Source organism: Paenibacillus sp. FSL P4-0081, from assembly GCF_000758565.1.
GTDB lineage: Bacteria > Bacillota > Bacilli > Paenibacillales > Paenibacillaceae > Paenibacillus_AQ > Paenibacillus_AQ phytohabitans.
In genome coordinates, this window is sequence record NZ_CP009280.1 from 5,994,160 (window position 1) to 6,019,957 (window position 25,798).

General features: G+C 50.2%; 19 protein-coding genes. 2 read left to right on the forward strand and 17 right to left on the reverse strand.

Translation table 11 applies throughout. The annotated features are described in order from the left end of the window. Nucleotides 1-49: 49 nt before the first annotated feature. From P40081_RS25580 to P40081_RS25595, 4 genes are all read right to left on the reverse strand, one after another. Nucleotides 50-1,621, reverse strand: coding sequence for an extracellular solute-binding protein (locus P40081_RS25580; RefSeq protein ID WP_042139032.1), 1,572 nt, complete (start codon nt 1,619-1,621; stop codon nt 50-52). Between the two features lie 80 nt (nt 1,622-1,701). Further along, on the reverse strand, nt 1,702-2,574 hold the full coding sequence (locus P40081_RS25585; protein WP_231575194.1) for a carbohydrate ABC transporter permease: 873 nt from the start codon (nt 2,572-2,574) through the stop codon (nt 1,702-1,704). A 21-nt stretch (nt 2,575-2,595) separates the two neighbouring features. After that, nucleotides 2,596-3,561, reverse strand: a complete 966-nt coding sequence (locus P40081_RS25590; RefSeq protein WP_042139033.1) for an ABC transporter permease — start codon at nt 3,559-3,561, stop codon at nt 2,596-2,598. 623 nt (nt 3,562-4,184) lie between these two features. After that, complete coding sequence (locus tag P40081_RS25595; protein WP_042139034.1) at nt 4,185-6,401, reverse strand: helix-turn-helix domain-containing protein; 2,217 nt, start codon at nt 6,399-6,401, stop codon at nt 4,185-4,187. Nucleotides 6,402-7,160: 759 nt separating this feature from the next. Here P40081_RS25595 and P40081_RS25600 point away from each other — a divergent pair. Beyond that, the gene (locus tag P40081_RS25600) at nt 7,161-8,354 is read left to right on the forward strand and encodes an IS256 family transposase (protein WP_042139035.1); all 1,194 of its coding nucleotides are present in this window, start codon (nt 7,161-7,163) and stop codon (nt 8,352-8,354) included. A 536-nt stretch (nt 8,355-8,890) separates the two neighbouring features. On the opposite strand, the gene gtfA is transcribed toward P40081_RS25600, so the two are convergent. The 13 genes from gtfA to P40081_RS25665 form a co-directional block, all read right to left on the reverse strand. Beyond that, entirely contained in the window at nt 8,891-10,360 is a 1,470-nt protein-coding gene (gene gtfA / locus P40081_RS25605) for a sucrose phosphorylase (RefSeq protein WP_042139036.1), read from the reverse strand. 13 nt (nt 10,361-10,373) lie between these two features. Continuing rightward, a complete protein-coding gene (locus P40081_RS25610) occupies nt 10,374-11,330 on the reverse strand; it encodes a carbohydrate kinase family protein (protein WP_042139037.1) in 957 nt (318 codons plus the stop codon). A 32-nt stretch (nt 11,331-11,362) separates the two neighbouring features. Beyond that, nucleotides 11,363-12,217: an AraC family transcriptional regulator gene (locus P40081_RS25615; RefSeq protein WP_042139038.1), complete on the reverse strand. Its 855-nt coding sequence runs from the start codon at nt 12,215-12,217 to the stop codon at nt 11,363-11,365. Nucleotides 12,218-12,369: 152 nt separating this feature from the next. Then, nucleotides 12,370-13,497, reverse strand: a complete 1,128-nt coding sequence (locus P40081_RS25620) for a sialidase family protein (RefSeq protein ID WP_197074268.1) — start codon at nt 13,495-13,497, stop codon at nt 12,370-12,372. A 72-nt stretch (nt 13,498-13,569) separates the two neighbouring features. Continuing rightward, a complete protein-coding gene (locus tag P40081_RS25625; RefSeq protein WP_052421997.1) occupies nt 13,570-14,445 on the reverse strand; it encodes a carbohydrate ABC transporter permease in 876 nt (291 codons plus the stop codon). 12 nt (nt 14,446-14,457) lie between these two features. After that, nucleotides 14,458-15,417, reverse strand: coding sequence for an ABC transporter permease (locus P40081_RS25630; RefSeq protein WP_197074269.1), 960 nt, complete (start codon nt 15,415-15,417; stop codon nt 14,458-14,460). 88 nt (nt 15,418-15,505) lie between these two features. Then, complete coding sequence (locus P40081_RS25635) at nt 15,506-17,077, reverse strand: type 2 periplasmic-binding domain-containing protein (protein WP_042139039.1); 1,572 nt, start codon at nt 17,075-17,077, stop codon at nt 15,506-15,508. Between the two features lie 183 nt (nt 17,078-17,260). Continuing rightward, nucleotides 17,261-18,178, reverse strand: coding sequence for a 4-hydroxy-tetrahydrodipicolinate synthase (dapA, locus tag P40081_RS25640; RefSeq protein WP_231575195.1), 918 nt, complete (start codon nt 18,176-18,178; stop codon nt 17,261-17,263). 52 nt (nt 18,179-18,230) lie between these two features. Beyond that, a complete protein-coding gene (gene pdxA, locus P40081_RS25645) occupies nt 18,231-19,235 on the reverse strand; it encodes a 4-hydroxythreonine-4-phosphate dehydrogenase PdxA (protein ID WP_042141465.1) in 1,005 nt (334 codons plus the stop codon). A gap of 4 nt (nt 19,236-19,239) precedes the next feature. Then, complete coding sequence (locus P40081_RS25650; protein WP_042139041.1) at nt 19,240-20,604, reverse strand: four-carbon acid sugar kinase family protein; 1,365 nt, start codon at nt 20,602-20,604, stop codon at nt 19,240-19,242. Nucleotides 20,605-20,676: 72 nt separating this feature from the next. After that, a complete protein-coding gene (locus tag P40081_RS25655; protein ID WP_197074270.1) occupies nt 20,677-22,428 on the reverse strand; it encodes a PrpR N-terminal domain-containing protein in 1,752 nt (583 codons plus the stop codon). A 74-nt stretch (nt 22,429-22,502) separates the two neighbouring features. Beyond that, complete coding sequence (locus tag P40081_RS25660) at nt 22,503-23,663, reverse strand: iron-containing alcohol dehydrogenase (RefSeq protein ID WP_042139043.1); 1,161 nt, start codon at nt 23,661-23,663, stop codon at nt 22,503-22,505. Nucleotides 23,664-23,903: 240 nt separating this feature from the next. Next, nucleotides 23,904-24,569: a TetR/AcrR family transcriptional regulator gene (locus P40081_RS25665; protein ID WP_042139044.1), complete on the reverse strand. Its 666-nt coding sequence runs from the start codon at nt 24,567-24,569 to the stop codon at nt 23,904-23,906. A gap of 158 nt (nt 24,570-24,727) precedes the next feature. Between P40081_RS25665 and P40081_RS25670 the strand changes: the two genes are divergently transcribed. Then, complete coding sequence (locus P40081_RS25670; RefSeq protein ID WP_042139045.1) at nt 24,728-25,681, forward strand: aldo/keto reductase; 954 nt, start codon at nt 24,728-24,730, stop codon at nt 25,679-25,681. Nucleotides 25,682-25,798: the final 117 nt, after the last annotated feature.

The following is a 25,798-nucleotide window of genomic DNA, read 5'->3' on the forward strand; positions in this document are numbered from 1 at the left end:
TGTCTCCATGTCTGCACAGCCGGTTTACGATTTCGTGCATGTAATAGTGTTACTTGCTGCGCTCTTCGTAAATCTTCTGGGCTTCATCCAGCTCCGCTTGTCCGCCTGACTTCAGCCACTGGGCCTTGAAATCATCAAATGCCTTATCCGTGTCTGCTTCCCCGGTGATAGCTTTAATATAGAATTGGGTCTGAAGTGTAGTCAGAATCGTCTCATATTGCGCCTTTGTAGTCATGACGGTCGATTGCATCAGGTCTGTCAACACAGTGAGTCCGTCAATTTTGGTGTACTTGTCACGGAAGGCAATTTTGTCAGCAGAGAAATGATATTTGGTCATCGCTTCTACCTTGCCGCCAAGCGGATTATAGAAGCCTACACCTAATGCGGCCAAGGTCTCCGCAGGATTCTCAATAGCAACGGCCAAATCGCCCTCCAGATTATACGTTACCCCTTCCTTGCCGAAAGTGGTGGTCAGATAGCCTTCTGCATCCGTTGCGGCATATTCCAGAATCTCCAGAATCCTCTGTCTTTTCTTATCATCCTTCTCAAGCTGAACGCCGAAGAAGATCGGAGGCTGCAAGGCGCCATTGGAGAACGCATACTTCTTGCCGTCAGGCCCTGTAAGCGGAGTCCCCGGCACCAGCTCAATTCCTTTATCCGCCGCTACCTGCCCGAAATATCCATCCTTGTACAGATGATGCCACATCCCGGTATCGAACATGCCGGTTCTCAGGCTGATAAATTTAGTCTGAATTTCACCATTGCCATCCGTAACGAATTCGGGATCAATAATTCCCGCTTCGAACCATTTGTTGAGCAATGCCAGACCTTGTCTGGCACCTTCGGTGATCGCACCGTATTCCACTTTACCGTCCGAACCCAGCTTGAACTGGAACGGGTTCACACCGTAAGCGGCAAAGATGGGATTAAACATCTGCATTTGCGCATCTTTACCGCGTCCGGACATCCCGAAGGTATCCTTCTTGCCGTTGCCGTCCGGATCGCCATTCGTGAACTTGGTCAATACATCCTCCAGCTCCGTCAGATCTTTGGGAGCCTCGCTATAACCAATCGCTTTCAGCCATTGTCCGTTATACCCCGGCATGAAGCCTGTGCTGCCGTTGGACCATACCTTTGGAACTCCCCAGTTCTTGCCGTTATAGCTCCCGGCATCCCATGCCTTGGGATCAACACTCTCCACGTCTGCCACATATTTGGGCATATAAGTCTTAATATCCTCCACCGGAATGCTGGCGATTACGCCCTGATCCGCCCATTGCACCATGTCCCCGACACTTCCATCGACAGCCAGAACATCCGGTATGTTGCCGGAGGCAAGCATGACCCCAAGCTGTTCTTTCCAGGTTGCCGTTTCAAATTTCACATTTTTAATCTTGACGTTGAATTTCTGCTCAATGAATTTCTGCACATAATTATTGTCAGCTTCCGGTGCGTTCCAGTTGTTCGCCCAAGTGATTTCAATTGGCGCTTCCGTTCCCGGATCTGCTGGAGTATTGGATGAAGAAGTACTATTATTTCCGTTATTGCTGCACCCGCTGGCAAGCAACGAGGTGGACAGCAGCAATGCTGCCATACCGGTCAACCATGGTTTTGTTTTCATTTTTCTAATATCCTCCCTTTTGTTCTCTGATGCTTGTTATTTAAACAATCCAGCCTCTACAGCAGATTGAGTAAATCCTGTTAACCTTTGAGCGAGCCTACCATTGTACCCTTGACGAAATATTTCTGCAGGAACGGATAGACAATGATAATCGGCAGAGCCGTGAACATCAGGGTCGCCGCCTTAATCGGCTCCTGATATCCCAAAGCCGTGTTTGTTGTATTGGAGGCGTACATGGACAGGTCCTCGCCTGTGATCACAACTCTCCGCAAAAAGGTGGTTAGAACCTGCTTGTCAGGGTCCTGGATATAGAGCACCGCGTCAAACCAGGCGTTCCAGTGTCCAACTGCCGACCATAGAGACAGCGTAGCCAGAACCGGCAGGGACAGCGGTAATACAATCTGGAAAAGAATCCGCAAGTCGTTCGCTCCGTCAATTTTGGCCGAATCCTCAAGCTCATCCGGAATCGCCTGGAAGAAATTGCGCAGAATGAGCATGGAGAAGGTGCTGACCAGCCCCGGTAAAATGTATACCGCCCGGGTATCGAGCAGCCCGAGATTTTTGATCAGAAAGTAGGTTGGAATCAGCCCGCCGCCGAAGAACATCGTAAATACGATCAGCAGCGTAAACACATTGCGGTGGGGCAGATATCTTCTCGACAGAGGATAGGCGCCCATGGACATGAAGAGAACCGAGCATACCGTACCTACTACGGTTCTGAAGACGGTATTGCCGAAGCCGATCCAGATATCATGTTTCCCGAGAACCCGCTCCCATGCATACAACGATACCTGCTTCGGATAGAGATGGATGCCCAGTCTTAACGACTCTGCAGGACTGCTGAACGAGATCGACAGCATATGAACGAATGGATATAACATGATTATGCAGAGAATAACCATGAACGAAATCAGAAAGATTTGAAACAACGTACTTCCTTTGCCTTGTCTCACTGCCTGGTGCTCCTTTCAAAATTAGAATAATCCGTCCTGCCCCAGCTTCTTCGAGATATAATTGGTGAACAGCACCAGCATAAAAGCGATCACATTCTTAAATAGCCCTACCGCAGTCGTCAGGCTGAATTGAAAATTCTGCAGACCTACCCGGTAGACATACGTGTCCAGAATATCAGCTACTTCGTAGGTTGCGGGTGAGTACAGGTTCAATATCTGGTCGAAGCCTGCATCGAGAATTCCGCCCATCCGCAGGATAAGCATCAGCACAATAACGGGCAGGATGGACGGCAGCGTGATTTTGAGGGTCTGCTTCCACCTGCTTGCCCCATCCATGACAGCCGCTTCATATAAATCGGGGGAAACTCCCGTCAGTGCGGCCAGATAGATGATCGTTCCCCAGCCTACTTCCTTCCAGATCGCCGAGGTCACCAGTGTAAATCTGAAATAATGGGGATCACCAAGAAAATAGATCGGGTCCAGACCGACCAATGTAATTAGATAGTTCACCACTCCCGTGGACGGGGAGAGCAAGGTGATCAGAATCCCGCCCAGAATGACCCAGGAGAAGAAATGGGGCAGATAGGTAAGCGATTGGGCGATCTTCTTAAACTTGGACGACCGGATTTCATTAATCATCAGCGCAAGAATGATCGGCGCGGGGAAACCGAATACAATATGATAGATACTGATGACAACCGTATTCTCCAGAATTTTGAAGAAGTCAGGCGATTGCAGGAACAGAAATTTGAAATGCTTCAGTCCGACCCAGGGGCTCCCCCAGATCCCATCCATAATCCGGAAATCCTTGAATGCCAGCTGAATTCCATACAAAGGCGAGTATGCGAATACGGCGTACCAGATCAGTACGGGTGTAAGTAATAGAAAGAGATACCTGCATTTTTTATATTCTTTCCATACTGCTGCAATCTTTGAGGTTTTCCTCCCGGCCTGGGTTTTCCCGTCCGAAGTGACTAGCGAGGTCATTACAGTTGCTCCTTTCCAAAATAGACAAGCTCGGTATATTCATCATGTGCCGCTCACAAATGTAAGTTTAGATTTATGGAAGCGCTTTTTCTAGTTCAACTTCATTCAATTCCTTATACTTTCTTTCGTTTTACCGCCTGCAGAAGTTCAATTATTTAAGCGGTTATCCACTTTAGGCCGAAATATGAACACATCAGCGACTCTTTCTTATGAATAGTAGCCGCTACTCAAAATGCTGAAGCGCTACCTCCCCTTATGAAATTAAGTGGTAAAACGTATCTTATTTTTGCTATTTTAGTATCGTTGAGATTATTAATTGGATAAACGTATCTTAATTTCGTATATTTCTCCTACTCTTGTCTATTTCCCTAATATTAAGTGCTCTTTTTCCACTTGCTGTTTGACATTGCCTCCTTCGCCCTTTAGCAAGTGTAGAATATCCATCTATTTTTCAGCTGCCGCGGTATCTCGACTCCCGTAGGTGTCTTCCCACGCCGTATAAGACGCTTCTTCACCGTTATCCTCACCTTTTCAAACTGCATCATTTCCTATACAAACAAAAAACCTTCATTGGCGTGAAGGTTCGGGATAATTAATATTTAAGGCTGGCGTTGCTAGGACATTCAATTCTCCAAAGTGATCCAATCCGCATGGTCCTTATGCGATTTCCGGTATTGGACAGGGGTAACGCCGTACCGGGCTTTGAATTTGCTGTGAAAATATTGCGGATTACGGTAGCCGACCTGCTCGGCAATTACCGCGATAGACAGCCGCGAATCGGCAATCAGCAGCTCGGCGGCCTTCTCCAGCCTCAGCTTCGTTACATATTCGGTGAACGGGGTTTTGGTGACTTCACTGAATAGGGTGGAGATATAAGCCGGTGCCAGCGAGACTTCCCTCGACAGAATCTGCAGCGATAAATCCTCATGCAGGTGACTGGATATGAAAGCTTGTAACGTACGGATGACCTCCGCATGGGCATGATTGCCTTCAGCATTCATCAGTTCTGTAATTTCTGTACACAGCTTCCGGATGCTTGTCATCGTTTCGTACAGGGTATCCTTCTTCAGCTCCTCAAACAGATTGGAATACGGAAGCAGATGCTGCAGCTTCAGCTCAATCACACATTGGTACAGCTGGGCAATCAGCTGGAGCACGGCCAGCTCTGCGGCATCAATCTGCACCTCCTCTTTATGCAGCGCAGAGACAAAGGTATCGAGGAAATCATTCACTCCCTTAAGGTCCCCTGCCTTCAGTGCATTGCTGTAATGCTCAAAATTGAAGAACATAGGCTCCGCATTCAGGGACTGCGTCTTGTGAAATGAAATAACCGTGTGCCTGCCGTAGATAAAATGATACCGGCTGGCCTGCTGCGCCGTCTGGTAGGAATCCGGGATGTCCTCAGCAGAGTGCACCTTCCGTCCGATGGCCGCCTGAAAGGTGAAGCCCTCGCCGGATATCCGCTGCAGCCCCTGCAGATCATTGATAAGGAAGGACGGGTCAAATCCATGCTCCTGCTCCAGGTAGTAAAGAATGACCGCCTCTCTTGCATTGAGCAAGATGAATTCTCCCGGAAGCGTGCTGTAGAGCTCATACCTGGCTTTCAACCCCTCCGGCTCCCCTGCGGTAAGCTGAAGGTATGCTGCGCAATAAGCGGTATCGGGCAGTACTCTTTCCTGAGGCTCCTCGCTCTGGCTGACCCCCAGCAGCAGGTTTATAAGCTCACTTTTCCTCGCCTGGGATTCCAGATCCACGATCTTGTCTTTCATTAAGGAAAAGGTATCCCCGATAATCATATACTCATTCCCGCGGGAGAGATGAGAATGGGCCGGCTGGAAGCTGCCGATCTTGGCCATCAGCTGTTTGATGGGAATATAGAGCTGTTTGGAGAACAGGAAAGAGATCAGAAGTCCGAACAGAATAATAATGGCAGAAGCGGTATACAGCCCTGTTTTTAGATGCTCGGTGAAGAGTTCTACGGTGTTGGTTGGCCGGTACATCGCATAGGTCCATTGATGAGCCGAATGAACGGATGGAAGCTGTGATAAGACTCCCGGCACTCCGCCCTCCTTAATCCTTCTTTCCTGGGCAGACCCAGAACCAAGCGCTTCCTGCAAAAGCTCATCGATTCTGCTATTCTCACCACCGGCTGAGAACAGCACATGATCCGCTCCATCCAACACCAGCAGCTTATCTTCCGGAGAACTAAGCATCGGAGCCACAACGGTCTGCAGATAGTTCACGCCTACATCGATGATGAAATACCCCGCAGCCTTCACACTCGGCAGTTGATAAGGAAGCTTAATCACATAGCTGATAACCTGCTCACCGTTTGCGTTGGTCCGGACTGTCCATTTTTTCAAAGGCATATGGGCCAGTTTCCAGTAGAATCCCGATTCCAGCGAATTGGCCGTTTTCATATAAAACTTGTCTGCATCCACCACATAATCATTCCCTGGGAAATATACCGCCACATTAGTGACCCCCGTATTCTCCACCTTGAAGAACTCCAGATCATTATTGAAGGAAGCCGCCCGGCTCAGATTCCCCTTCCAGCCCCCGTACAGCAGTTGGCTCAGGTTGGCGTTGCTTTGGATAAAATTGATGGACAAGGCCTTGTTCTGCAGGTTATCCTCATATTTTTTGAGCAGTGTCTGTTCAATAAACGTCTGAACGGCATTCAGCCGGGTAACACTGTCCTTGGCGATTTCCTGGTCCATCATACGGTTGGCCTGGGTATACCAGTAGCCGCCCATCGTGCTGATTAGAACAACAGAAAGAATGGTATAGGATAAAACCAGGTGATTGAATATGGTTTTTTTATAACCGTATTTGTTCATGCTGCTCCCCCTTTTCTGTGTATATCCACTTACTTTTTGGCATCCGCTAAATAAAACGCTTTCATAAATAATCTTCAATAACCTCCAAGGAAGCAAGCTTCCTGCACTCTCTTCATGATACCAGCTTTTTAAATTTCTTTACTATTATAAAATCTTTCGATTTATTCATTTTATTTGCGAAAACGGTCTATTCTGCGAATAAGCTATCAGGTGAAACATATAACTTCTTATATTTCAAGAATAAAATCGCCCGGAGGGCGAATCAAGTGGCACATCAAAAGTAAATTAACTATCCGGTGAGATCAGAAGGATTTACCCCTTTGTTTTTCCCGTACAGCCCATGTTCAAATGAATCAAAGGAATTCATACCCCATTTGGCTCCACTACCCTATCATTGGCACATTGTATTCGGTTTTTCGCATACATTTGGCTCATCTGCCTATCATTGGCACATTGTATTCGGTTTTTCGCATACATTTGGCTCATCTGCCCTATCATTGGCACATTGTATTCGGTTTTTCGCATACATTTGGCTCCACTACCCTATCATTGGAACATTGTATTCGGTTTTTCGCATACATTTGGCTCATCTGCCCTATCATTGGCACATTGTATTCGGTTTTTCGCATACATTTGGCTCATCTGCCTATCATTGGGATGGCGTAAAATAAGTTGTGTACCAGTATTTGGAGCCTAGTCAGGCAACAAAAAAGTAGGGTATCCTCAGGATTGCGAAACCACCAAGGAGGAACCCTACCAATGACTATTTTACCCGAAAGCTCACTGAATAATCTATTTGAAAAACTTGTTAACGATTTTGTGAAAGACCACTTGGAGTCCATCATGCGTGCAGAAATGCAGGCGTTCATGGCGAGCGAGGAAGCAGGTACACGCAATAGCCGTAACGGATACTACACCCGAAACCTGCACACGAAATACGGCAATCTAGAGGACCTGGAGGTCCCCCGCGACCGCCAAGGATTGTTTCAAACTCAGATGTTTGAGCCGTACCAGCGGCGGGACGGGTGGCTGGAGGAAGCGGTCATCCAGATGTATAAAAGCGGCATGGGGACGCGGGATGTGGCCCGGTTTATTGAAAGTATGTTTGGAAGCCATTACTCTCCAACGACCGTTAGCAACATTACGGCTACCGTCCTGGACGATATCCACCAGTGGCAGAAACGGCCGCTGAGCAAGCGCTACTCTGTGATCTACCTGGATGGGCTGTACGTGAAGCTCAAACGGGGTACGGTCCGCGGTGAGGTCGTTTATTTTGCGATGGGGATTGACGAAGAGGGACAACGTCAAATCCTAGGGTTCTACGTCGGCGGTCAAGAGAGTTCGAACGGCTGGCGTGAGGTGCTGAAAGACCTGTACGACCGTGGAGCGCAGGAAGTGTTGCTCGGTGTGTTTGACGGGCTTCCCGGGCTGGATGTGGCGTTTAAAGAGACGTACCCGCAGGCGGATGTGCAGCACTGTGTGGTGCACAAGGTGCGAGCTACGTTCCCCAAAATCCGGATCGAGCACAAAACCGATGTCCTTGAAGACCTGAAGACCGTGTATACCGCACCGGATGAGGTCGTGGCCCGGGCTAACTTTGATACGGTCAAAGCCAAGTGGAACAAGCTGTATTCGAAAGAAATGAAGTCCTGGGAGGAGCAGTTGTGCACACTCCTGACGTTCTACAAGTACCCGGAGCCCATTCGCAAAGCGATCTATACGTCGAATCCGATTGAGCGAATGAACAAGGAAATCCGCAAACGCCTTAAACCGATGAACAGTTTGACGAATATGGATGCAGCAGAGAAAATCGTGTATCTCGAAATGCTTGACTACAATGAACGTCATGGGCAGCGGGTCGTTCCTGGCTTTGGGATGGAACCCGTCAAAAAGAAGCTAAACGAGTTATTTGAAGCACGCTACCCTTCCTTGCCCACACCCGAAGAAGAATAGCGGATGAATCCAGTTTCTGGGGGTCGGGGTTCCCCCGACCCCCAGAAACACCTGCACCCCCAACCCGTAACCCGGGGAGGTACTTCTACTCTCTTACACAAACTTCTTGACGCTACCATCATTGGCACATTGTATTCGGTTTTTCGCATACATTTGGCTCATCTGCCCTATCATTGGCACATTGTATTCGGTTTTTCGCATACATTTGGCTCATCTGCCCTATCATTGGCACATTGTATTCGGTTTTTCGCATACATTTGGCTCCACTACCCTATCATTGGCACATTGTATTCGGTTTTTCGCATACATTTGGCTCATCTGCCTATCGTTGGCACATTGTATTCGGTTTTTCGCATACATTTGGCTCCACTACCCTATCATTGGCACATTGTATTCGGTTTTTCGCATACATTTGGCATGAAAGTTATCCACAACAGACGAATATCATAATTTCCTATATAACAAAAAAAGCGGTGTCTGACTGCACTTCCCTGTCAGACACCGCTTTACCATTTGATCATGCTATACCTCAAACCTCAAACCTCAAACTGAACACTCGACCCTTCCGGTCCCGCATAATCGATGACCGTCCGGTTAATGGCCAGATCAATATGCAGTGTGCAGCGCAGATCTCCCTTGGTCCACTGCAGCCGGACCTCATGACTTGCCGATTCCAGCACGCGGAATTCACCGTTAAACGCGCCGTATTCGTTGCGGAATCGGATCAGCGCAAGGAGACGCTGGACTACGCCCCTGCCAAGCGCCTGCTCAATCTCGTCTATACTGAAGTTATGACGGTTAATCTCCCGCCCTTCTCCTGTGCGGCGAACCGCTTCGTCATCGTTCTCTCCGGCCAGAAGTCCGGCGTAATACACCTGCGGGATGCCGGGAGCGAAGAACTGGATGGCACGGGCTGCCAGATAAGCGTCATCATCGCTGTTCAGTACGGAGTAGTAGGAGCAGCGGATCTGGTGTACATCGAATCCGTCCTCGGCCTTATGACCCTCAGAGACAATCAGGCTCAGATTGGCGCCGCGTTCAAGGCAAGCATCGACCAGCTTACGTGCTTCCTTCGTGTCGATCAATCCGTCGAGATCTGGCTTGACGGGGATACCGTCATGACAGTCCAGCATCGTGAACTGCTTCGCAGGGCGCGTAGTCAGGTATTCTTTCAGCGCTTCCGCATTTTTGTTGACAAGGGTATCAAGGATGCGGTAAGGCAGAATGAAATCATAGATCCAGAACCCGCGCTCCGCCAGTTTATATTGAATGCTGTAGTGGGAATGAACCTCCGGCAGCAACTCGATATCCAGCGAATCGGCCAGCTCCCTGATCCAGTCCAGGAACCCGTAGATCTCAGGCTCAACGAAGAAGCAGCTTGTACCCAGCTTCTTGATGATGTAACCTACAGCATCCAGCCGCACAATCTTTACGCCGTTGTTACGGAAATTCCCGAAGATATCCGTCAGCAGTTGCTTTACCTGATCCGAATGTATATCGAGGTCAATTTGTTCCGAGGGATCGGTTTTGCCGAAGGTCGTCCATACCTTCTCCTCTTCACCCGTCTCTCCGATCGTGAACGTGGAATAGGGCAAGGGGCGGCGGAGAAACATTTTGCCGATATCGGCCTGCACAGGCTGTCCGTCAGCCCAGACCTTGTCGAGTGTCAGGAACAAATCAGCGTACGGTGAGCGTCTTCCCTGTCTCAGGAAATCCTGGAAATACTCAGACTGCCGGGAAATATGATTAACCATCACATCCAGCAGCACATCATGTTTCTCCCCAATCACCTTAATATCTTCCCAGGAGCCAAAGGCAGGCTCGATCTCAAAATAAGTAAGCGGAGCAAAGCCCCGGTCTCCCGAGGAGGGAAACGGGGGAAGGATATGAATACCGCCCTTGAAAATATCTGAAAAATGCTCATCCAGCACATGGTTTAGGGTCTGCAGGTTCCCGCCCAGCGAGTCGGGATACGTAATCAGCTGCACTTGATTGTGAATTGCCATAACTCTCGCCCTCCTAGATTTGGTACTTCGTCTTGAATGCCTCAAGTTCCGGCAGCTCTACGACTGCCCCTGTATATTGCAGCTTGTACGCGCTGACTGCCAGCCCGAACTCCAGCGCTTTGCGGACCGGATAGCCCTTGATGAGTGCCGTGTACAAGCCGGACCAGAAGGCATCCCCTGCCCCCGTCGTATCTGTCACCTGCGTAGCCAGCGTACCCATCTTCACCGTTTCCTGCCCGTTTGAGGCGATCACGCCGTCTTTGCCCAAAGTCAGAATGACCAGCTTCACACCCAGGTCCAGGAATTTCTGCAGCTGATTCTCCGGGGTGTCTTTCCCGAACAGCCGCTCGGCATCGTCTTCCGACGGCTTGGCGATATCAACTTGCGGAAGGATCGTTTTGATATACTTAACCCCGTCCTCCCCTTTCTCCCATAGTGCCGGATGGTAATTAGGATCGAAGCAGACCAGAACCCCGTTCCGGCGCGCATCCCGGATCACTTGCTCTACCGCTGATCTCACCGGCTGTCTGGACAGGGGCCAGCAGGAAAAATGGATAATCTTCGTCCGCAGCAGGGCTGAGCGCAGCTCCTCGGTGTAGGTGAGGCGGTAATCAGCTCCCCGGTAGAAGATCGGGACCGGCGTGGACTTGCTCTTGGTCACGACCACCAGGCTGGTTGCTTCGTGTACATGCTGTACGCAGCTTGTATCCATCCCCGCTCTCTGCAAATGCTCTACCAGAAACAGCCCAAGCCCATCCGTCCCCACCGCAGACGCCACTAACGGGCGGATGCCCAGCCGCTTGGTATTCATGGCGATATTGGCCGGCGAGCCTCCGAAATATCTGTGGTACCTGCTGTACTCATAGGAGTCACTGTATCCCTCCGATATCATGTCTATCAGCAATTCCCCGACCGTTAGAAGATCCAGGTCCTTCTCATTAAACTTCAGGCTATGCTCAAAATCAAACATGGGTATTCCCCCATTCATCTATAAATATGGCTTTAGTTCAACAACCCCTGGTTGTGTTTCTTATAGGACATGGGAGAGACTCCCGTTACATTCTTAAACATCTTGGAGAAGTAGAGTGAATCCGTGATCCCAACGGAAGCCGAAATTTCCTGAATGTTAAGGTCGGTCTTCTGCAGCAGCATTTTGGCATTCTGGATGCGGATTTTGCTGATATATTCCGGGATCGACATCCCGGTGATCCGCTTAAAGTAACGGGAGAGGTAGGAACGGCTATAGTTGACGTGCTTGCACAGCATATCCACATCAATATGCATGTAGTAGTTCTGCTCGATGAACAGAACGGCCTGCTGTACCACGCTTTCAGAGCCGGTCCGCAGGCCGGCCTCGCCGTAATGCTTCGCCCCCTGCTCAACCAGGTGGAAAATATGCAGCAGATAGCTAATGCACAACAGCTGTCCGTTCCCCGCTTCCGGAAGCTCCTGGATCAGCAGCAGCATTTTGTTAATAATGGTATGTGTTGCAATTCCTTCCATACAGCAGTGATTAATATCGAGCCCCATCAGATTCAGATAATAGGGAATATGCTGGCCGCCAAAGGAGACCCACATAATCTCCCACGGGTCCTCGGGGTCAGCATAGTAGAAATGCTTTTCTCTGGGAATCAGGATAAACATGTCTCCCTGGTTCTGCATTTTGTTGACATGATCGCCTTGGGTTAAATAGCCCTTGCCGCTGAGGACAAACACCATTTTATAAGTCTCCAGGACGCGCGGGCCTACGACATGGTCTTTGCCGCATTTCCGGTGGCCGGCCCAGGTTATATAGGCAGACTGCTCCATTTGCGTTTTGGCCGGTGTGTAAAAATGCTGTACAATATGCTCTTCCATTTCTGCTTCACCTCAATGAAGTTGCCGTAATTTAGGTCTCTCACTGTACCGCACCGCTTTTTCTTTGTCAACCGGCCCAACTGGAAACAGCACTGCCGTCCTTTCATATTTAAAAGAGCCCCGTAAAGGGGCTCAGCCCGGCAGCATTCCGGTTACTCGGCACCGGTAACCCACTGCTCCGTGAAGGAGATAAATTTCATCGTGCGGCGGTTGCCGAAGGAATATGCTGCATGCAGACTTCCATCCTCCGCCTGCATGATGCATGGATATTCGTAGCGGCGGTTGCGGATTAAATTTTTGTGGCCGCTGAAGCCCTCACCTGTCTCCACATGACGGCGGTACGGCCACGTTCTGCCCTCATCCTCTGAAATGGCTACAGTAACAGGACAGCGTTCAAACGGCCAGACGGTAATATCCGGCTTGTCATTGAAGCGCAGATCATTGTAAATGATGGCGAGCTTGCCGCTCGCAAGCTTGATGGCGGAGATGCTGGAGTTGTTGTTCGGCAGCTCGGTGCGTACCGGTTCCGTCCAGGTCTCCCCGTTGTCATCCGATTTGGCAAAGTAAATATAGTCTGCCGCGCGGCTGCGGAAGAGCCCGATCAGCTTCCCTGGCGCCATCTCGATCACGTTGCAGTGCACACGGCCGCGGCTGCCGGGAACCTCGACGCTGCGCCAGGTCGCGCCTTCATCGTCGGAGATGTTCATGACCGTAATATCGCTGCCGTTGCGGGTATCATCATTGAAGCAGATCCAGTTCTCGAAGATCCATCTTCCGCTGGAGAGAATCTGAATTTTCTGGCGGCAGAATGAGCCTTCACGCGGGAACATAACCTCCGCCTCCCCCCAGGTATACCCGTTGTCCCTGGAAACCTTGCGGTAAATCTTGGAGGTGTACTGCAGATTGAACTCCGGCGGCTCATCGGCGGTACGGGCCCGCTGGGCCGTGTACATCACCCACAGCTCACCGTTTGGATGAAGAAACAGGGACGGATTCTGCTCGCTGAAGCCGTTATCGTCAGAAATTCTCACAGCGGGTGTCCAGGCATCCGCCCCGGCGTTCAGACGGGACATCACGATGCTGACATCCGGGTTGCCTTCATCCGAGCCGGCAAACCAGACGCAGAGCAGATCGCCGCCGGGCAGCTCCTGCAGGTCACAGGCATGGCTTGTTTCGAAATCACAGGGCAATAGGGATTCCGCCAAGCCGAGGCGGCGGTTGAAATACAGCTTTCCGTCTTCAGTAAGGTCATTTAATTCAATCATTGGATTATTTAACATAATGCACTCCTTTAGATAAAATATAATAATTCATAGGTTTCACTCGATAATATATCCTTCTCTATTAGTGGCTTATTTCACGGAGCCAAGCAGAATCCCTTTCTTGAAGTACTTCTGCACAAACGGATAGATCAGCACAATCGGCACCATCGCTACGAAGATGGCCGCTGCCTTCAGGTTGCCGGGGTTCAGCATAATGCCGTCCTGGATAATCGTGCGGAAGGCCGTATTGGAATCGCCCGAGCTGATGACAAGTCTTTTCAGCATAACCTGAATCGTCTGCAGGTTCGGATTTTGCAGGTAAATAAGCGGCATCAGATACTGGTTCCAGATAAATACGGCATAGAAGACGCCGATTGTGGCCAGAATCGGTTTGGAAATGGGAAGAAAGACACGGCTCATAACCTGAAAATCGTTGGCGCCGTCTATTTTGGCTGCTTCCTCAAGCTCTGTTGGCAGACCATCCAGGAAGGTCTTGGTAATAATCAGAAATTGTACATTGATCGCATTGGGAATAATCATTACCAGCCAATTGTCCACAAAACCAAGCTTATTCAAGACAATGTAGGCCGGAATAATTCCCGCTTCAAATACCCAGGTGAACACGAACAGGCTCATGATCAGAAAGCGGCCCTTAATTTGCTTGCGGGACAACACATAGGCCGTCATATACGTCAGCATAAGCGCAACAACTGTACCAATCGCCGTATAGATGCCCGAATTCAGCAGCCCGCGGAAAATGCCAAGACTGGAATTCGTCAAAATATATTGATAAGCTTCAAAGTTAGGGTTCTTCGGAAAGAACACGACGTCTCCTGAGGCGATGCTTCTTCCGTCACTGATAGAGAGAAAGAATATATACAGGAAAGGATACGTGCAGACAAGAGCGATCAATAGCAGAAAAATATTATTGCAGATGTCGAACAGACTGATCTTTGTTCTCATCATCCTTCTCCTTTCTCAGAATAGCCGTGTATCGGAATATTTAGTGGACAGCTTGTTGGTTCCGACAACCAGAACGTAAGCAACAAGCGATTTCAGCAGATTGACTGCCGTGCCGTAGCTGTATTCCGGGAATCCTGTGCTGGCAAAGGCCAGGCGGTATACATAAGTCTGAATAACATCAGCCGTCTCATAGACGCTTTGATTGTACATAAGCAAAATCCGGTCCAGATCGACCGTGAAAATGTTGCCGACGCTGATAATCAGCATAATGGCAAGCGTTGGCTTCAAGGAAGGTAGCGTGATGTGAAACATTTGCTGAAAGCGGCTGGCACCATCCAGTGAAGCGGATTCATAGACGGATGGATCAATAGCTGCCATTGCTGCAATATACACGATTGCCGAATAGCCGAAGGTCTGCCATACCTGGAGCAGTACATAATTGCTGCGGAACCATCCCGGTTCAGCCATAAAGTAGATGGTGTCCAGGCCAAAACGGGCCAGAATATCGTTAACCAGGCCGGTCGAAGGCGAGAGCAGCGTGTACAGAATGCTGACCATAACGGCCGAAGAGATGAAATAAGGCAAGAAGCTCAGGGATTGCACGCTTCCTTTAATCCAGCGGACCCGCACCTCGTTCAGCAGCAAGGCGAACAGAATCGGAATGGGAAACGTGAATAGCAGGGAATAGAAAGCGAGAATGAGCGTATTTTTGACTAGGGTCCATATATACGGGTCTTCAAAGATTCGCTGAAAATGCTCCAGACCGACAAACGGACTGCCCAGCACCCCTCGAAAAGCGCTGAAATCCTGAAAAGCGATAATCATCCCGCCCAGCGGAGCCAGTTTGAACAATACCAGGCTGATCAAACCGGGCAAAAGCATGAGCAGCAGGAGCTTGTTCGTATTCATATAGGCGAGAAAACGGCGCATCCCCGTTTTTCGGGGAAGAGGCGTCATTCTGTCACTTGTTATCACTTTCTCCACCACCCATTTGATCTGAATTTGTACCCTGTATTTAGGTGCCGCGCCTTCCGGGGGGGGAAGGCGCGGCCGGTGCTGTTGTTTACTTGTACATGGCGTCGTACGCTTCTTGCTGTAGGGCTACAATCTTCTTATACCCTGCTGTTTCCATTTCACCGAGGAAGGCATCCCATTCGCTCATTGGGCGTTTGCCGTTGACGAATTCCGTCACCCCTGCGGTAACCGCCTCATTGACCTTGGCGGAAAGATCAGCCAATTGTTTAGCCTGATCAGCCGAGTATGTCACCTGTACACCGGTTTTCAGACTTTCGTCTGTGAACAGCTCCAGTGCAGCATTGCGTACAAGCTCGGTATTCCAGGAGTAGAATGCGTCGTTGTCAATCGGCTTGACGAAGGTGAGACGGTCGTTAAGGAAAGACCAGCGCGGTTCTCCTGCGGGCGTTGCTTCCTGCTCCGTGAAGTCCACCGTATACTGCTTATTTCCGCCCTCATCTTTATAGCTTTCCCCTTCAACGCCCCATGAAACCAGCGTCTGGCCTTCATCGGAATAGAGATAGTCCAGGAATTTGATAATCGTCTCTGCTTTGTCTTTACTGTCTGCGTTAATAACCATCGCTCTTAGGGTGTTGTATTGGGTTTCCGTTGTCTGCACGGAAGGATTTCCGTTCAGGTCCTTCAGATAAGGCAGGATGGCAATCTTGTAGTCCGGATCGTTGTCCGGTCCTCCATTATCCATGAACCAGGATGGACGGGTCAGGTAGTCATAGCTGATGGAGCCTTGTCCTGTCAGCATTTTGGATTCCCAGCTTTCCTCCGTGCCGGAGCCTGCCACCCATTCAGGGTCGATCAAGCCTTCGCTGTAAAGGGTTTTATACCACTCCACCATTTTCTTGTATCCGTCGGAATACAGGTCAGTGCCTGTTTTGCCGTTGCCGTACACCCCTCTGGATATGCCGTCATCGTAATTCGCGGCTGCATTGAACGCGCTCTGGAAGCGGATATAGCCTTCACGGCCGACCATCGGATAGTAATTCTTATCCTCCTTGCCGTAATACGCTTTCAATTTGCGCATCGCATCGGTCAGCTGGTCAATCGTCTGCGGAGCCTCGGTAATGCCGGCCTTCTCGAAATGATCGGCGCGGTAGAAGATGAAGTCTGCAAAACGCGGAGCTTCGGCAACCAGTCCGAATATTTGTCCGTCCTTATCGGTAATCAACGTTTTGTAACTGGGGTTCTTCTCGATATAGCTCTTGATATTAGGCCCGAACTCTTCAATATAAGGAGCCAGGTCGACAAACGCGCCTTGGGCACCGTATACGGTAGCCTGTGAAACGGAAACAATACCTGAATCAGGGAAGGTACGGCTAATAATTTTCTGGTCCACGGAAGCGTAATACTCATCATCGTTAGAGCCGCCGGGAACAAATTCAACGGTCGTGCCTGTTGCCGTTTCCACATGCGGATACCACTTGTCTTCCTTCAGCCAGTTGATAAATTTATCATGCATCAAATAAGAAAAGCTGCTGCTTCCTTCCGCCCCGCTGTTGCCGTTGTTAGCGGTATTCGTTTTTGTATTTTGTGAGCAGCCGGCCAGCACAGACCCTGAAGCAAGCAGAGCAGCAAAGACTAAATAAAACGCTTTCTTTTTTCTCATTATTAGTTCCCCCTCGAAGTGTAATTTGAAATACTAAGAGTGTCTTCAGAAGTAGTATCTCATGACCCAAGTATAAAATTAATGCAAAAATAGCTATACCTCATGGAAAATTGCGCACAAAACCTTTTTTGTGCTACTGATTTTTAGTAGGAGTTGCAATTTGCAATACAATAGGCCGAAAAATTACAATAACCCTCTCGCTGTATAATCGGCCACCATACGGCGCACCTCCTCCAAGGCCTGGGGGGTGAGCGGAGCTACCGGCCGCCGGGCCGGACCTGCCGGCAAGCCGATTTCATCCAGCACAGCTTTCAGCACGGAAGGCAGGGTACCCAGCGCAAAGGCTGCCCGCAAACCGCGGAGGACACGCTGCGCCTGCTCTGCCTGCTCATATTCACCGCGGCGCCAATGCTCATAAATGGCCACCACTGTCGCCGGGAAAATATTGGCCGTTGCTGCAATAGCCCCGGTGCCGCCCGCCATCAGCGTGGACAAAATCAGCGAATCCGTTCCGGCAAGCACGGAGAAGGATTCAGGTGTGCGGTCGATCAGCTGCAAAATGTTATCGAAGCTGCCGCTGCTGTCCTTGATGCCAACCACATTCGGCAATTCCGCAAGCCTGGCCACAGTCTGCACACTGAGGGTATTGCCTGTACGGACCGGAATCGTATACAACACAAGGGGCAGCGATGTATCCCCTGCTACGGCTTCAAAATGGTATTGCAGCTCAGCCTGCGTATAGGTAAGAAAATAAGGGGTAATCACGGAAAGTGCGTCCGCTCCCGCCTGCTCCAGTCTTTGCGCCAGACGGCTGGTCTCGCCTGTTCCGGAACAGCCTGCACCTGCATATACGGGCACACGGCCGCGGGCCTCATCAATGACGATTTGCGCTACCTCCAGCTTTTCTTCAAAAGAAAGATTAAAGAATTCGCCGTTGGTCCCCAGGCAAAACAGCCCGTGCACTCCGGCATCAATGTAACGGTTCACCATCTTCCGCAGTGCCTTCTCGTCAATCTCCTCCCGCTGATCCAGCGGAGTGACCATCGCAGGTATAATTCCCTTCACTTCCAGCATGGTTCCCAGTCCCTTCCTGTTATTCATTCAGATTCATTCAGATCTATTTCAAGCGCAAACCTTCCCGGTATGTTGACGCTTAAACCGTCTGCTTCGGGGCCAGTTCAACAGCCGAACGGATCGCCTCCAGCATGCTTTTCTCATCCGCAATGCCTTTTCCCGCAATATCAAACGCTGTGCCGTGATCAACAGAGGTACGGATAATCCCGCCCTTCAAACCAACGGTAATATTAACGCCGTCCTCTATGCCCAGCACCTTAATGGGCGCATGTCCCTGATCGTGGTAGCAGGCGACAACAATATCAAAGTCTCCCCGCATGGCCCTGTAAAAAAGGGTGTCCGCCGGAGCAGGACCATATACATCCATTCCTTCCATCCGTGCTTTCTCTACGGCCGGAAGCAGCTTCTCTTCTTCCTCTCCGTTTCCGAACAAGCCGTTCTCCCCTGCATGGGGATTGATGCCGCACAGGGCAATCCGCGGGTTATTATTCCCTGCTGCCCGCAGCACCTGATCCGCGAGCTTCAGCACCTTATACGTCCGTTCCGGCGTAATCAACTCCACAGCCTTGATCAGCCCGACATGGGTCGTCAGGTGAATAACCTTGAGGCGGCCGGTGGACAGCATCATCGAGAAATCCTCCGTCTCTGTCAGCTTGGCCAGAATTTCGGTATGTCCGGGATAGAGATGCCCTCCCTTATGCAGCGCCTCCTTATTCAGCGGGGCGGTACAAATGGCCTGGACTTCACCGGACTTCGCCAGCTCAACAGCCTTGGCAATATAATGGAAGGCGGCATTTCCCGCCGCTGCGGACAATTGCCCGAAAGGAACGGCATCCGGCAGAAGCTTCAGGCTGATGCAATCAATAATCCCATGCTGGAAAAGCGCCTCAGCGGCTCCTTCTATCGGGCGAATCTTCATTGCATCCCGGCTGGAGACGGCAGCCGCCCTCTCCAGTGTTTCGGTGTCACCGACAACGAGCGGGCGGCACACCTCATAAATATCTGGATGCGATAACGCCTTCACAATAATCTCAGGACCAATACCGGCCGCGTCCCCCATAGTAATGGCAATAATCGGCTTCATCATGTCACACCTCTCTCTGCAGAGCCTTCACGGAGCGTACCAGTACCTGATCGCTTCCGAAAGCCCCCGCTTTCGTAATAATATATCTGCCCGATTCACCCGGCGTCCGCCCAAGCGGGACTCCGTTCTCCACCTCATTAATGAGCTTGATCTCCACGTCGCTTAAATGGTGGCAGACCTGCTTCGCGGTATCGCCTCCGGTCAGTACCATATGGCGGATACCGCACTCGGCGATAATCTCAGCAGCCACCCGGCCAAGCGCCGCGCTGATGCGCTCGCCCACTTCCGTAGCACTCAGGCCACCGGTGCGCCCAAGCTCATTGACACGGTCGACCTCTTCCGGATCGCCCGGCGTATAGAGCGCCACATGCCTTCCCTCCCGGGAGATGATACCGGTTGCAAGCTCACGGACCCGGTTCAATTCCACAGCGCATGTTCCCGGGAAGAGCAGCTTATCCGATTCAACCACGAGAGCAGAGACACCGTCTTCTTTGACCAGCTCGGTCAGCTGTCGGCGCGACCACGGATTGACGCTGCCCACCACAATAAGCACACATTTCGGATCTGAATACAAGGTATTTTCCCAGTGTGTTGCCTGTCTTTTGTCCGGCCTCTCCAGTATAGCACCAGCTCCCGCTTGCTTCGGGGCTTCCCTGATGCTGCAGAGAATCTGCGTTGTCAAGGCGCCGGCCAAACCCGCTGAACCGGCCCATACCACTTTCGGACATCCCGGTCCTCCGGGGAACAAGGAAGCGATCAAGGCCAGATCCTCTTCCTGCTCCGCATCGAACACAAGGTAAGGAATGCCTGACTGGAGGCAGCCGGCAATCCGCTTATCCAGCGCAGCCCGCCCGCCTCTCAGCAGTTCCAGCGGAATAAGGGCGGCCGGATAACGGCTTTGCCGCTCAAGAATGGCAGAGAAAGCAGATTCCGTGGCCGGATGCTTGGGATCATGGGCCATCTCCGTCTCGTGCAGCGGCATCCCGTTCACATACACAACTCCTTCTGTCAGCGTGCGTCCCACCTTCGGGAAAGCCGGGGCAATAACAATGAAATCAGGCTGCAGCGTCTCATAAACCGCGTCCAGCTCACTGCCGATATTTCCGCGCAGCGTAGAATCAAACTTCTTATAGATGACAGGAGAGGTAGCTTCTCCGCCGCGCCCCAGAAACAGACATACATCCTTGACTCTCTGATAAGCCTCCTGCGGAGGAAGAGAGCGGCTGTCGGTATCAAACACAACCGCCTCCTGTTTCCCGCCGCCCGTCTTAAGCTCCAGGAGTACAGAAGTGGACAGGCCCTGACGGGCCATTTGCACCCCTGTATCATTCGCCCCGGTCAAGTCATCCGCGATGACGGCGATGTTCATTTCCTAACCCCCTCCATACAACAGCAATTACACATATACAGCAGAACGCTGCTCCAGGGAGCAGCCGCCCTGTCAATCCTCTTTTAATTTGCGCCACAGCGTTGAGCGGTTGATGCCAAGCCGCTTGGCGGCCAGCGACTGGTTCATATTCTCCTGCTCCAGAACCGTCTGGATGATATCCCGTTCAATGTCCTCCAGCGGCTGATACAGGTTCAGTTCTTCCCTGCCGGGCACCGGGGTAAGTCCGCTGCGTGCCTTCCGGCTTCCTTCCTCCAGCAGCACCAGCGCCTCTGGTTCAATGAACGGTCCCGCTGATGCCGCTACAAAGAGATCCATCACCGTGCGCAATTCGGTAAAATTACCCTGCCACGGATGCGCGAGAAGCGCCTCCATGACCTCGCTCCGGATACCGGCAATCTGCTTGCCCTGGCGTTCATTCGTCCAGATCAGGCAGGCGCGGATGCTGCGTTCCAGCCACGGCGTATCCTGCAGGGCCGGAAGCGGGATTCTCCGGTCCTGTAAGCTGCGCAGCAGCTTGCCGGCCAGCCGGTCCTCAGCAGCGAGCACCTCCGGATCCCTGTCGAACAGAAATACCGTCTTCATCTTACGCTTGATAATGAACTCAGCCAGCTCTCTCTGCTGCTTGGCAGAGAGCAATTCCGCTCCTTCTATGGCAGTAACGCGCCCGCCGCCGTACAGCATCAGCTCCATCATGGCCTTCAGCACCTCTTCCGATGATCTGCGGATATTGAGGTACAGAATGCCGTCCCTTGATTCGGAGAGGGCGGCGTTGATAACGTACCGCTTGCGCCCGCTGCCTTTTTCGCCATATACAGCTGCTGGATAAGCCTGAAAGTCCGTCTCCAGCCCGCCGTCTTCCCGGTGGGAGAAAAAAGGGGCTGCCGTCAGAAGGTAACTGGCCGCAAGACCGCTGCGTTCCGGTTCTTCCTCCGATGAATGCAGCATATACAGCAGGCGTTCATCCGCGGCAGGCAGCATTTGCGCCTGCAGGTACAAGCCCTGCTCCGGTTCATAAACGGATGTCACCGTGTCAAAGTCTGCCCCCCGGCCGGCGTCCCTGAGCATTTCCCGCAGACCGGGATACATGGTATTCAGCGTATCTGCTGTTTCAGGAAGCCGCAGAAGCTGCTTGAACGAAGGATTGGCAAACTCCAGCTTGCCGCCTTGATCCACCGCCGCATACCCGTCCTCCAGCTTACCGAGCATGGCTTCATACATTTCATTCTTGACCTTCAGCTTCCGGGCTGATTTATAGAGCTGTCCGGCCCGCGAGAACGCTTCCATTAATGACTCCCTGCCGGAGGTAATTAATACGCCCTGCAGACCGCTTTCGGCCGCGATCTTGACCGTAATGCTGTCGCCAATGATAACCTGGATGCCTCTCGCTTTGGCGTCTGCCAGGGCAGCACTGACTTCCTGCTCCTGATGGATAACCGTGTATGAAATATCAACCTCCATCAAGCTGGACACGGACATAAAGCCTTCGATGATATTGGGAAATCCGATCATTTCACATTTGGCATTGTATCCCTGTACCAGCGTCAGGATCCGTAATATGTCGAATCCGGAAACGGGAATTTCCACAACGGGCAGATAGGAATGCTTTTGCAGCAGCTTTGCCGTCCCGCCTCTGCTGATAATGATATCGTAGCCTTCCGAGTGAATGCGGCCGATCAGCGGCAGCACCCTCGACAGATCTCCATGCTCCACTACAATCTCAAACTCCTGCAGCTCATTCTGTAAGCTTAACGTTAATTCAGATAACCCCGGGTAAGGAGCAATGACAATTGCTTTAATTTTCATGCAGCTATTCATCCTTGTTTTTTTAATGCCATTATAACCCAGCCGCCATTCATTAAGCAGCATCAAACCATTTCTTAGTGAAACAGCTTGCCGTATACCGCACCGATGTCATCCAGCGTCATCACCTTCGGGTTGTTAGCCATCAGCCGGGTAACCTGCGAGGCCGCGAGTGAAAGCCCGGGAATATCGCCGCGCGCAGCTCCGAAGAGTGTCAAATCCTGAGGAATGCTCATCTCCTGCGTCCACAGCCGGATTTGCCCGATCACCTGCTCTGCATCCCGCTGTTTTCCCTCTCCGGTCTGAAGCCCCATCGCTCCGGCTACAAGAGCCAGCCGTTCCACAATCGCATCGAAATTAAATTCCATTACATGCGGCAAAAGCATGGAATTGGCTACTCCGTGAGGCACATGAAATTTCCCGCCAATCGGATAAGCCAAGGCATGTACAGCTGCCGTTCCGGCGCAGGTCAATGCCATTCCGCCGTACATGGAACCGATCAGCATATCCTCCCGCGCTTTTCTGTCGTCTCCGTGGTGATAGGCCTGCAGGATACTGGCAGAAATGCTGCGGATGGATTCAAGTGCGAACATATCGCTGAACCGGTTGGCCTTGTTGGAAATAAATGATTCAAGCGCATGAGTATAGGCATCCATTCCTGTCGCGGCTGTAATATCACGAGGTAAACCAAGCGTCAACAGCGGGTCCAGAATGACTAATGCCGGGAGCAGATACCGGCTGACAACACCGATCTTCAGCTCCTCCTCCGGTAAAGTCACAATAGCGTTGGGTGTCACTTCCGAGCCTGTGCCCGAGGTGGTGGGAATCAGGACCGTCGGAATGCCCGGATTCGGGATCAGATCCGTCCCCAGCATGTCACGGACAGAGAGGCTGTTGGTTTTCATGACAGACAGAAGTTTGACAACATCCAGCACACTGCCTCCGCCGATACCTATAATCGCATCGCAGGGAACTTCGGCCATTGCGCCGGAGAGCGCTTCCAATTGGGCGATGGTCGGTTCTGGCTGAACATCGGTATTCCAGTGCACGGCGATTCCGCCGCTCTTCAGGCGGTTTGTAACTTCATCCAGCGTGCCGCTGCTTTGAAGAAAGGGCTGGGATACAAGCAGTACCGATTTCAGAGATCCCAGTCTTTGCAGATGCTCCACAATCTGCTCCAAGGAGCCGCAGCCCGCTATAATGCTGCGGGCCGTTTGAAAGAAATACTGTTCCATCATATCTTCTCCTCTGGAAATCTTGATACATCGTATTCGAATTCAGTATAGCATATCGTTGCAATATTTCAACATTTAATTGTTTATACGAGAGCAAAATTAATTAACGTTGCTTTTTGCAACATTTTAAAGCGAAAACGACGAATACAAAGCTTACTGTGTGATCCATTAAACAAGAAAACCCGCGGAGTACTCCGCGGGGATCACACAAGCAATTTTTTTTAGAAGAGGATTTAGTGAAGGTTAAAAAAGGTTTTTGGTCACTTTTTGAGTTAAATGTTCTATTTTCGGCATCAACACTTCATCATCAATTGCTGTCAGCTTTTCGGGCTTAAACAACTGAATCCTCTTTAATTGAAAATAATCATATAAAACTTGTTGAACCGTGAATTGATTGGTCATCAGATATTTAACATCGAACATCCCTCTTAGAATTTCATCCTGCTTTATTAATAGCCTGCCGTTAAGTTGATTGAAAACCCCTTTTTGTTTACCTTCCTCAAAGAAAGCCAGTATCTTCTCTTCTCGCTCCCTCATAGCTTCATTAAAGCGATCAAATAAATCAGGGTAACTGGTTTCGAGGTCCTGAAGGATAATATCCGAGAAATAAACGACTAGAGATATGGTTTGTTCAAATATTTGCAAAAAGCGAGTGCCGAAACTTTGAACCGAATCCAAAGGATTGTGGGTCAGTTCCTTCATGTATTCAATAAAACCATCTACGATGAACTCGACAATTTCTTCCTTGGTTGAGAAATACTTATATAAAGTTACTCGGCTTATCTCCATTACTCTAGAAATTTCGTCCATCCGAACGGACTGAAGGCCATTTTTTCGTAAATAAGGAAGCAGCTTATTCATAAGCTTAACTCGTGTTTCGTTTTTTTTATCTGATATCTGGCTATTCACATAAAGCCCCCCTTACCTTTATTATAACCGGAATTCCGCTTTCGCCACAAACATTATTTTCAAATTATACAAAAATGATTAAAAGTGTTTACTTTGTAAATTTCTTTATGCTAAGATGTAACTCGAAGCTAAAACATATAAAAAGCGAGGTAACTAATATGAAAACGCAAAAGCTCGGTCACAGCGATATTGCCGTTTCTTCTATTGGATTGGGTATGATGGGCATGTCCCCCGGCATGTATGGCACCATTGATGATGAGGAGTCCATTAAAACCATTCATCGGGCGCTTGATCTCGGGGTAACCTTGCTTGATACTGCGGATACATATGGCAACGGCCATAATGAGGAGCTATTAGGAAAAGCGTTGAAGGGACGAAGAGAACAGGCAATTGTCGCTACCAAGTTCTCGTATGGTCCAAATTGGGAATTCATCGGAGGACACCCGGACTATGTAAAGAAAGCTATTGACGAAAGCCTTCGACGTCTTGGTCTCGATTATATCGACCTGTATTATCAACATGCGGTAGATCCTAATGTTCCAATTGAGGAGACAGTTGGTGCTATGGCTGAATTAGTTAAAGCAGGTAAAGTACGTTATCTTGGTCTTTCTAATGGCCTAAATGGATCAGTTATTAGTGCATCTACACTTCGTAAAGCGCATGAAGTACACCCTATTTCCGCAGTCCAATCGGAATACTCCATTTGGAGCCGGGAAATTGAAGAAGAAGCTCTACCTACCGTAAAAGAATTAGGAATCACCCTTGTAGCTTACAGTCCTCTAAGCAGAGGCTTTATTACGGGGGAACGTCATATGAATGAGAACTTCCAAGCTGATGATATGCGCAATCTTTTTACACGTTACAAAGGTGAGAACTTCCAAAAGAATATTAAAATCGTTGATAAACTAGCGGAAATCGCCAAAGAAAAGAACTGTACGGTACCTCAACTAGCAATTGCATGGACAGTAGAAAGAGGCACATTGCCGATTCCTGGTACGAAACGCCGTAAATATTTGGAGGATAATATCAAGGCACTTGATATTCATCTTACGTCTGATGATTTTGCCCGTATTGATGCTTTTAGTCCAAATGCGTTTGGTGGTCGTTATTAATGTAAGCTCAAACAGCCCTCATCTTGGTGTCAAGGTGTGGGCTGTTTGAGCTTACCGCGTTTACCTCAAGGAGACTACGAGACTTCTCTCAGTTATCTGCACCTTCTATTCCATCCA

Coding starts and splice junctions, on each gene's coding strand:
- gtfA (WP_042139036.1), bottom strand. CDS start 10,360: ATGGCAATTCACAATCAAGTGCAGCTGATTACGTATCCCGACTCGCTG.
- P40081_RS25655 (WP_197074270.1), bottom strand. CDS start 22,428: ATGAAAATTAAAGCAATTGTCATTGCTCCTTACCCGGGGTTATCTGAA.
- P40081_RS25590 (WP_042139033.1), bottom strand. CDS start 3,561: ATGACCTCGCTAGTCACTTCGGACGGGAAAACCCAGGCCGGGAGGAAA.
- P40081_RS25600 (WP_042139035.1), top strand. CDS start 7,161: ATGACTATTTTACCCGAAAGCTCACTGAATAATCTATTTGAAAAACTT.
- P40081_RS25620 (WP_197074268.1), bottom strand. CDS start 13,497: ATGTTAAATAATCCAATGATTGAATTAAATGACCTTACTGAAGACGGA.
- P40081_RS25610 (WP_042139037.1), bottom strand. CDS start 11,330: ATGTTTGATTTTGAGCATAGCCTGAAGTTTAATGAGAAGGACCTGGAT.
- dapA (WP_231575195.1), bottom strand. CDS start 18,178: ATGAATAACAGGAAGGGACTGGGAACCATGCTGGAAGTGAAGGGAATT.
- P40081_RS25595 (WP_042139034.1), bottom strand. CDS start 6,401: ATGAACAAATACGGTTATAAAAAAACCATATTCAATCACCTGGTTTTA.
- pdxA (WP_042141465.1), bottom strand. CDS start 19,235: ATGAAGCCGATTATTGCCATTACTATGGGGGACGCGGCCGGTATTGGT.
- P40081_RS25635 (WP_042139039.1), bottom strand. CDS start 17,077: ATGAGAAAAAAGAAAGCGTTTTATTTAGTCTTTGCTGCTCTGCTTGCT.
- P40081_RS25625 (WP_052421997.1), bottom strand. CDS start 14,445: ATGATGAGAACAAAGATCAGTCTGTTCGACATCTGCAATAATATTTTT.
- P40081_RS25660 (WP_042139043.1), bottom strand. CDS start 23,663: ATGATGGAACAGTATTTCTTTCAAACGGCCCGCAGCATTATAGCGGGC.
- P40081_RS25670 (WP_042139045.1), top strand. CDS start 24,728: ATGAAAACGCAAAAGCTCGGTCACAGCGATATTGCCGTTTCTTCTATT.
- P40081_RS25650 (WP_042139041.1), bottom strand. CDS start 20,604: ATGAACATCGCCGTCATCGCGGATGACTTGACCGGGGCGAATGATACA.
- P40081_RS25615 (WP_042139038.1), bottom strand. CDS start 12,217: ATGGAAGAGCATATTGTACAGCATTTTTACACACCGGCCAAAACGCAA.
- P40081_RS25580 (WP_042139032.1), bottom strand. CDS start 1,621: ATGAAAACAAAACCATGGTTGACCGGTATGGCAGCATTGCTGCTGTCC.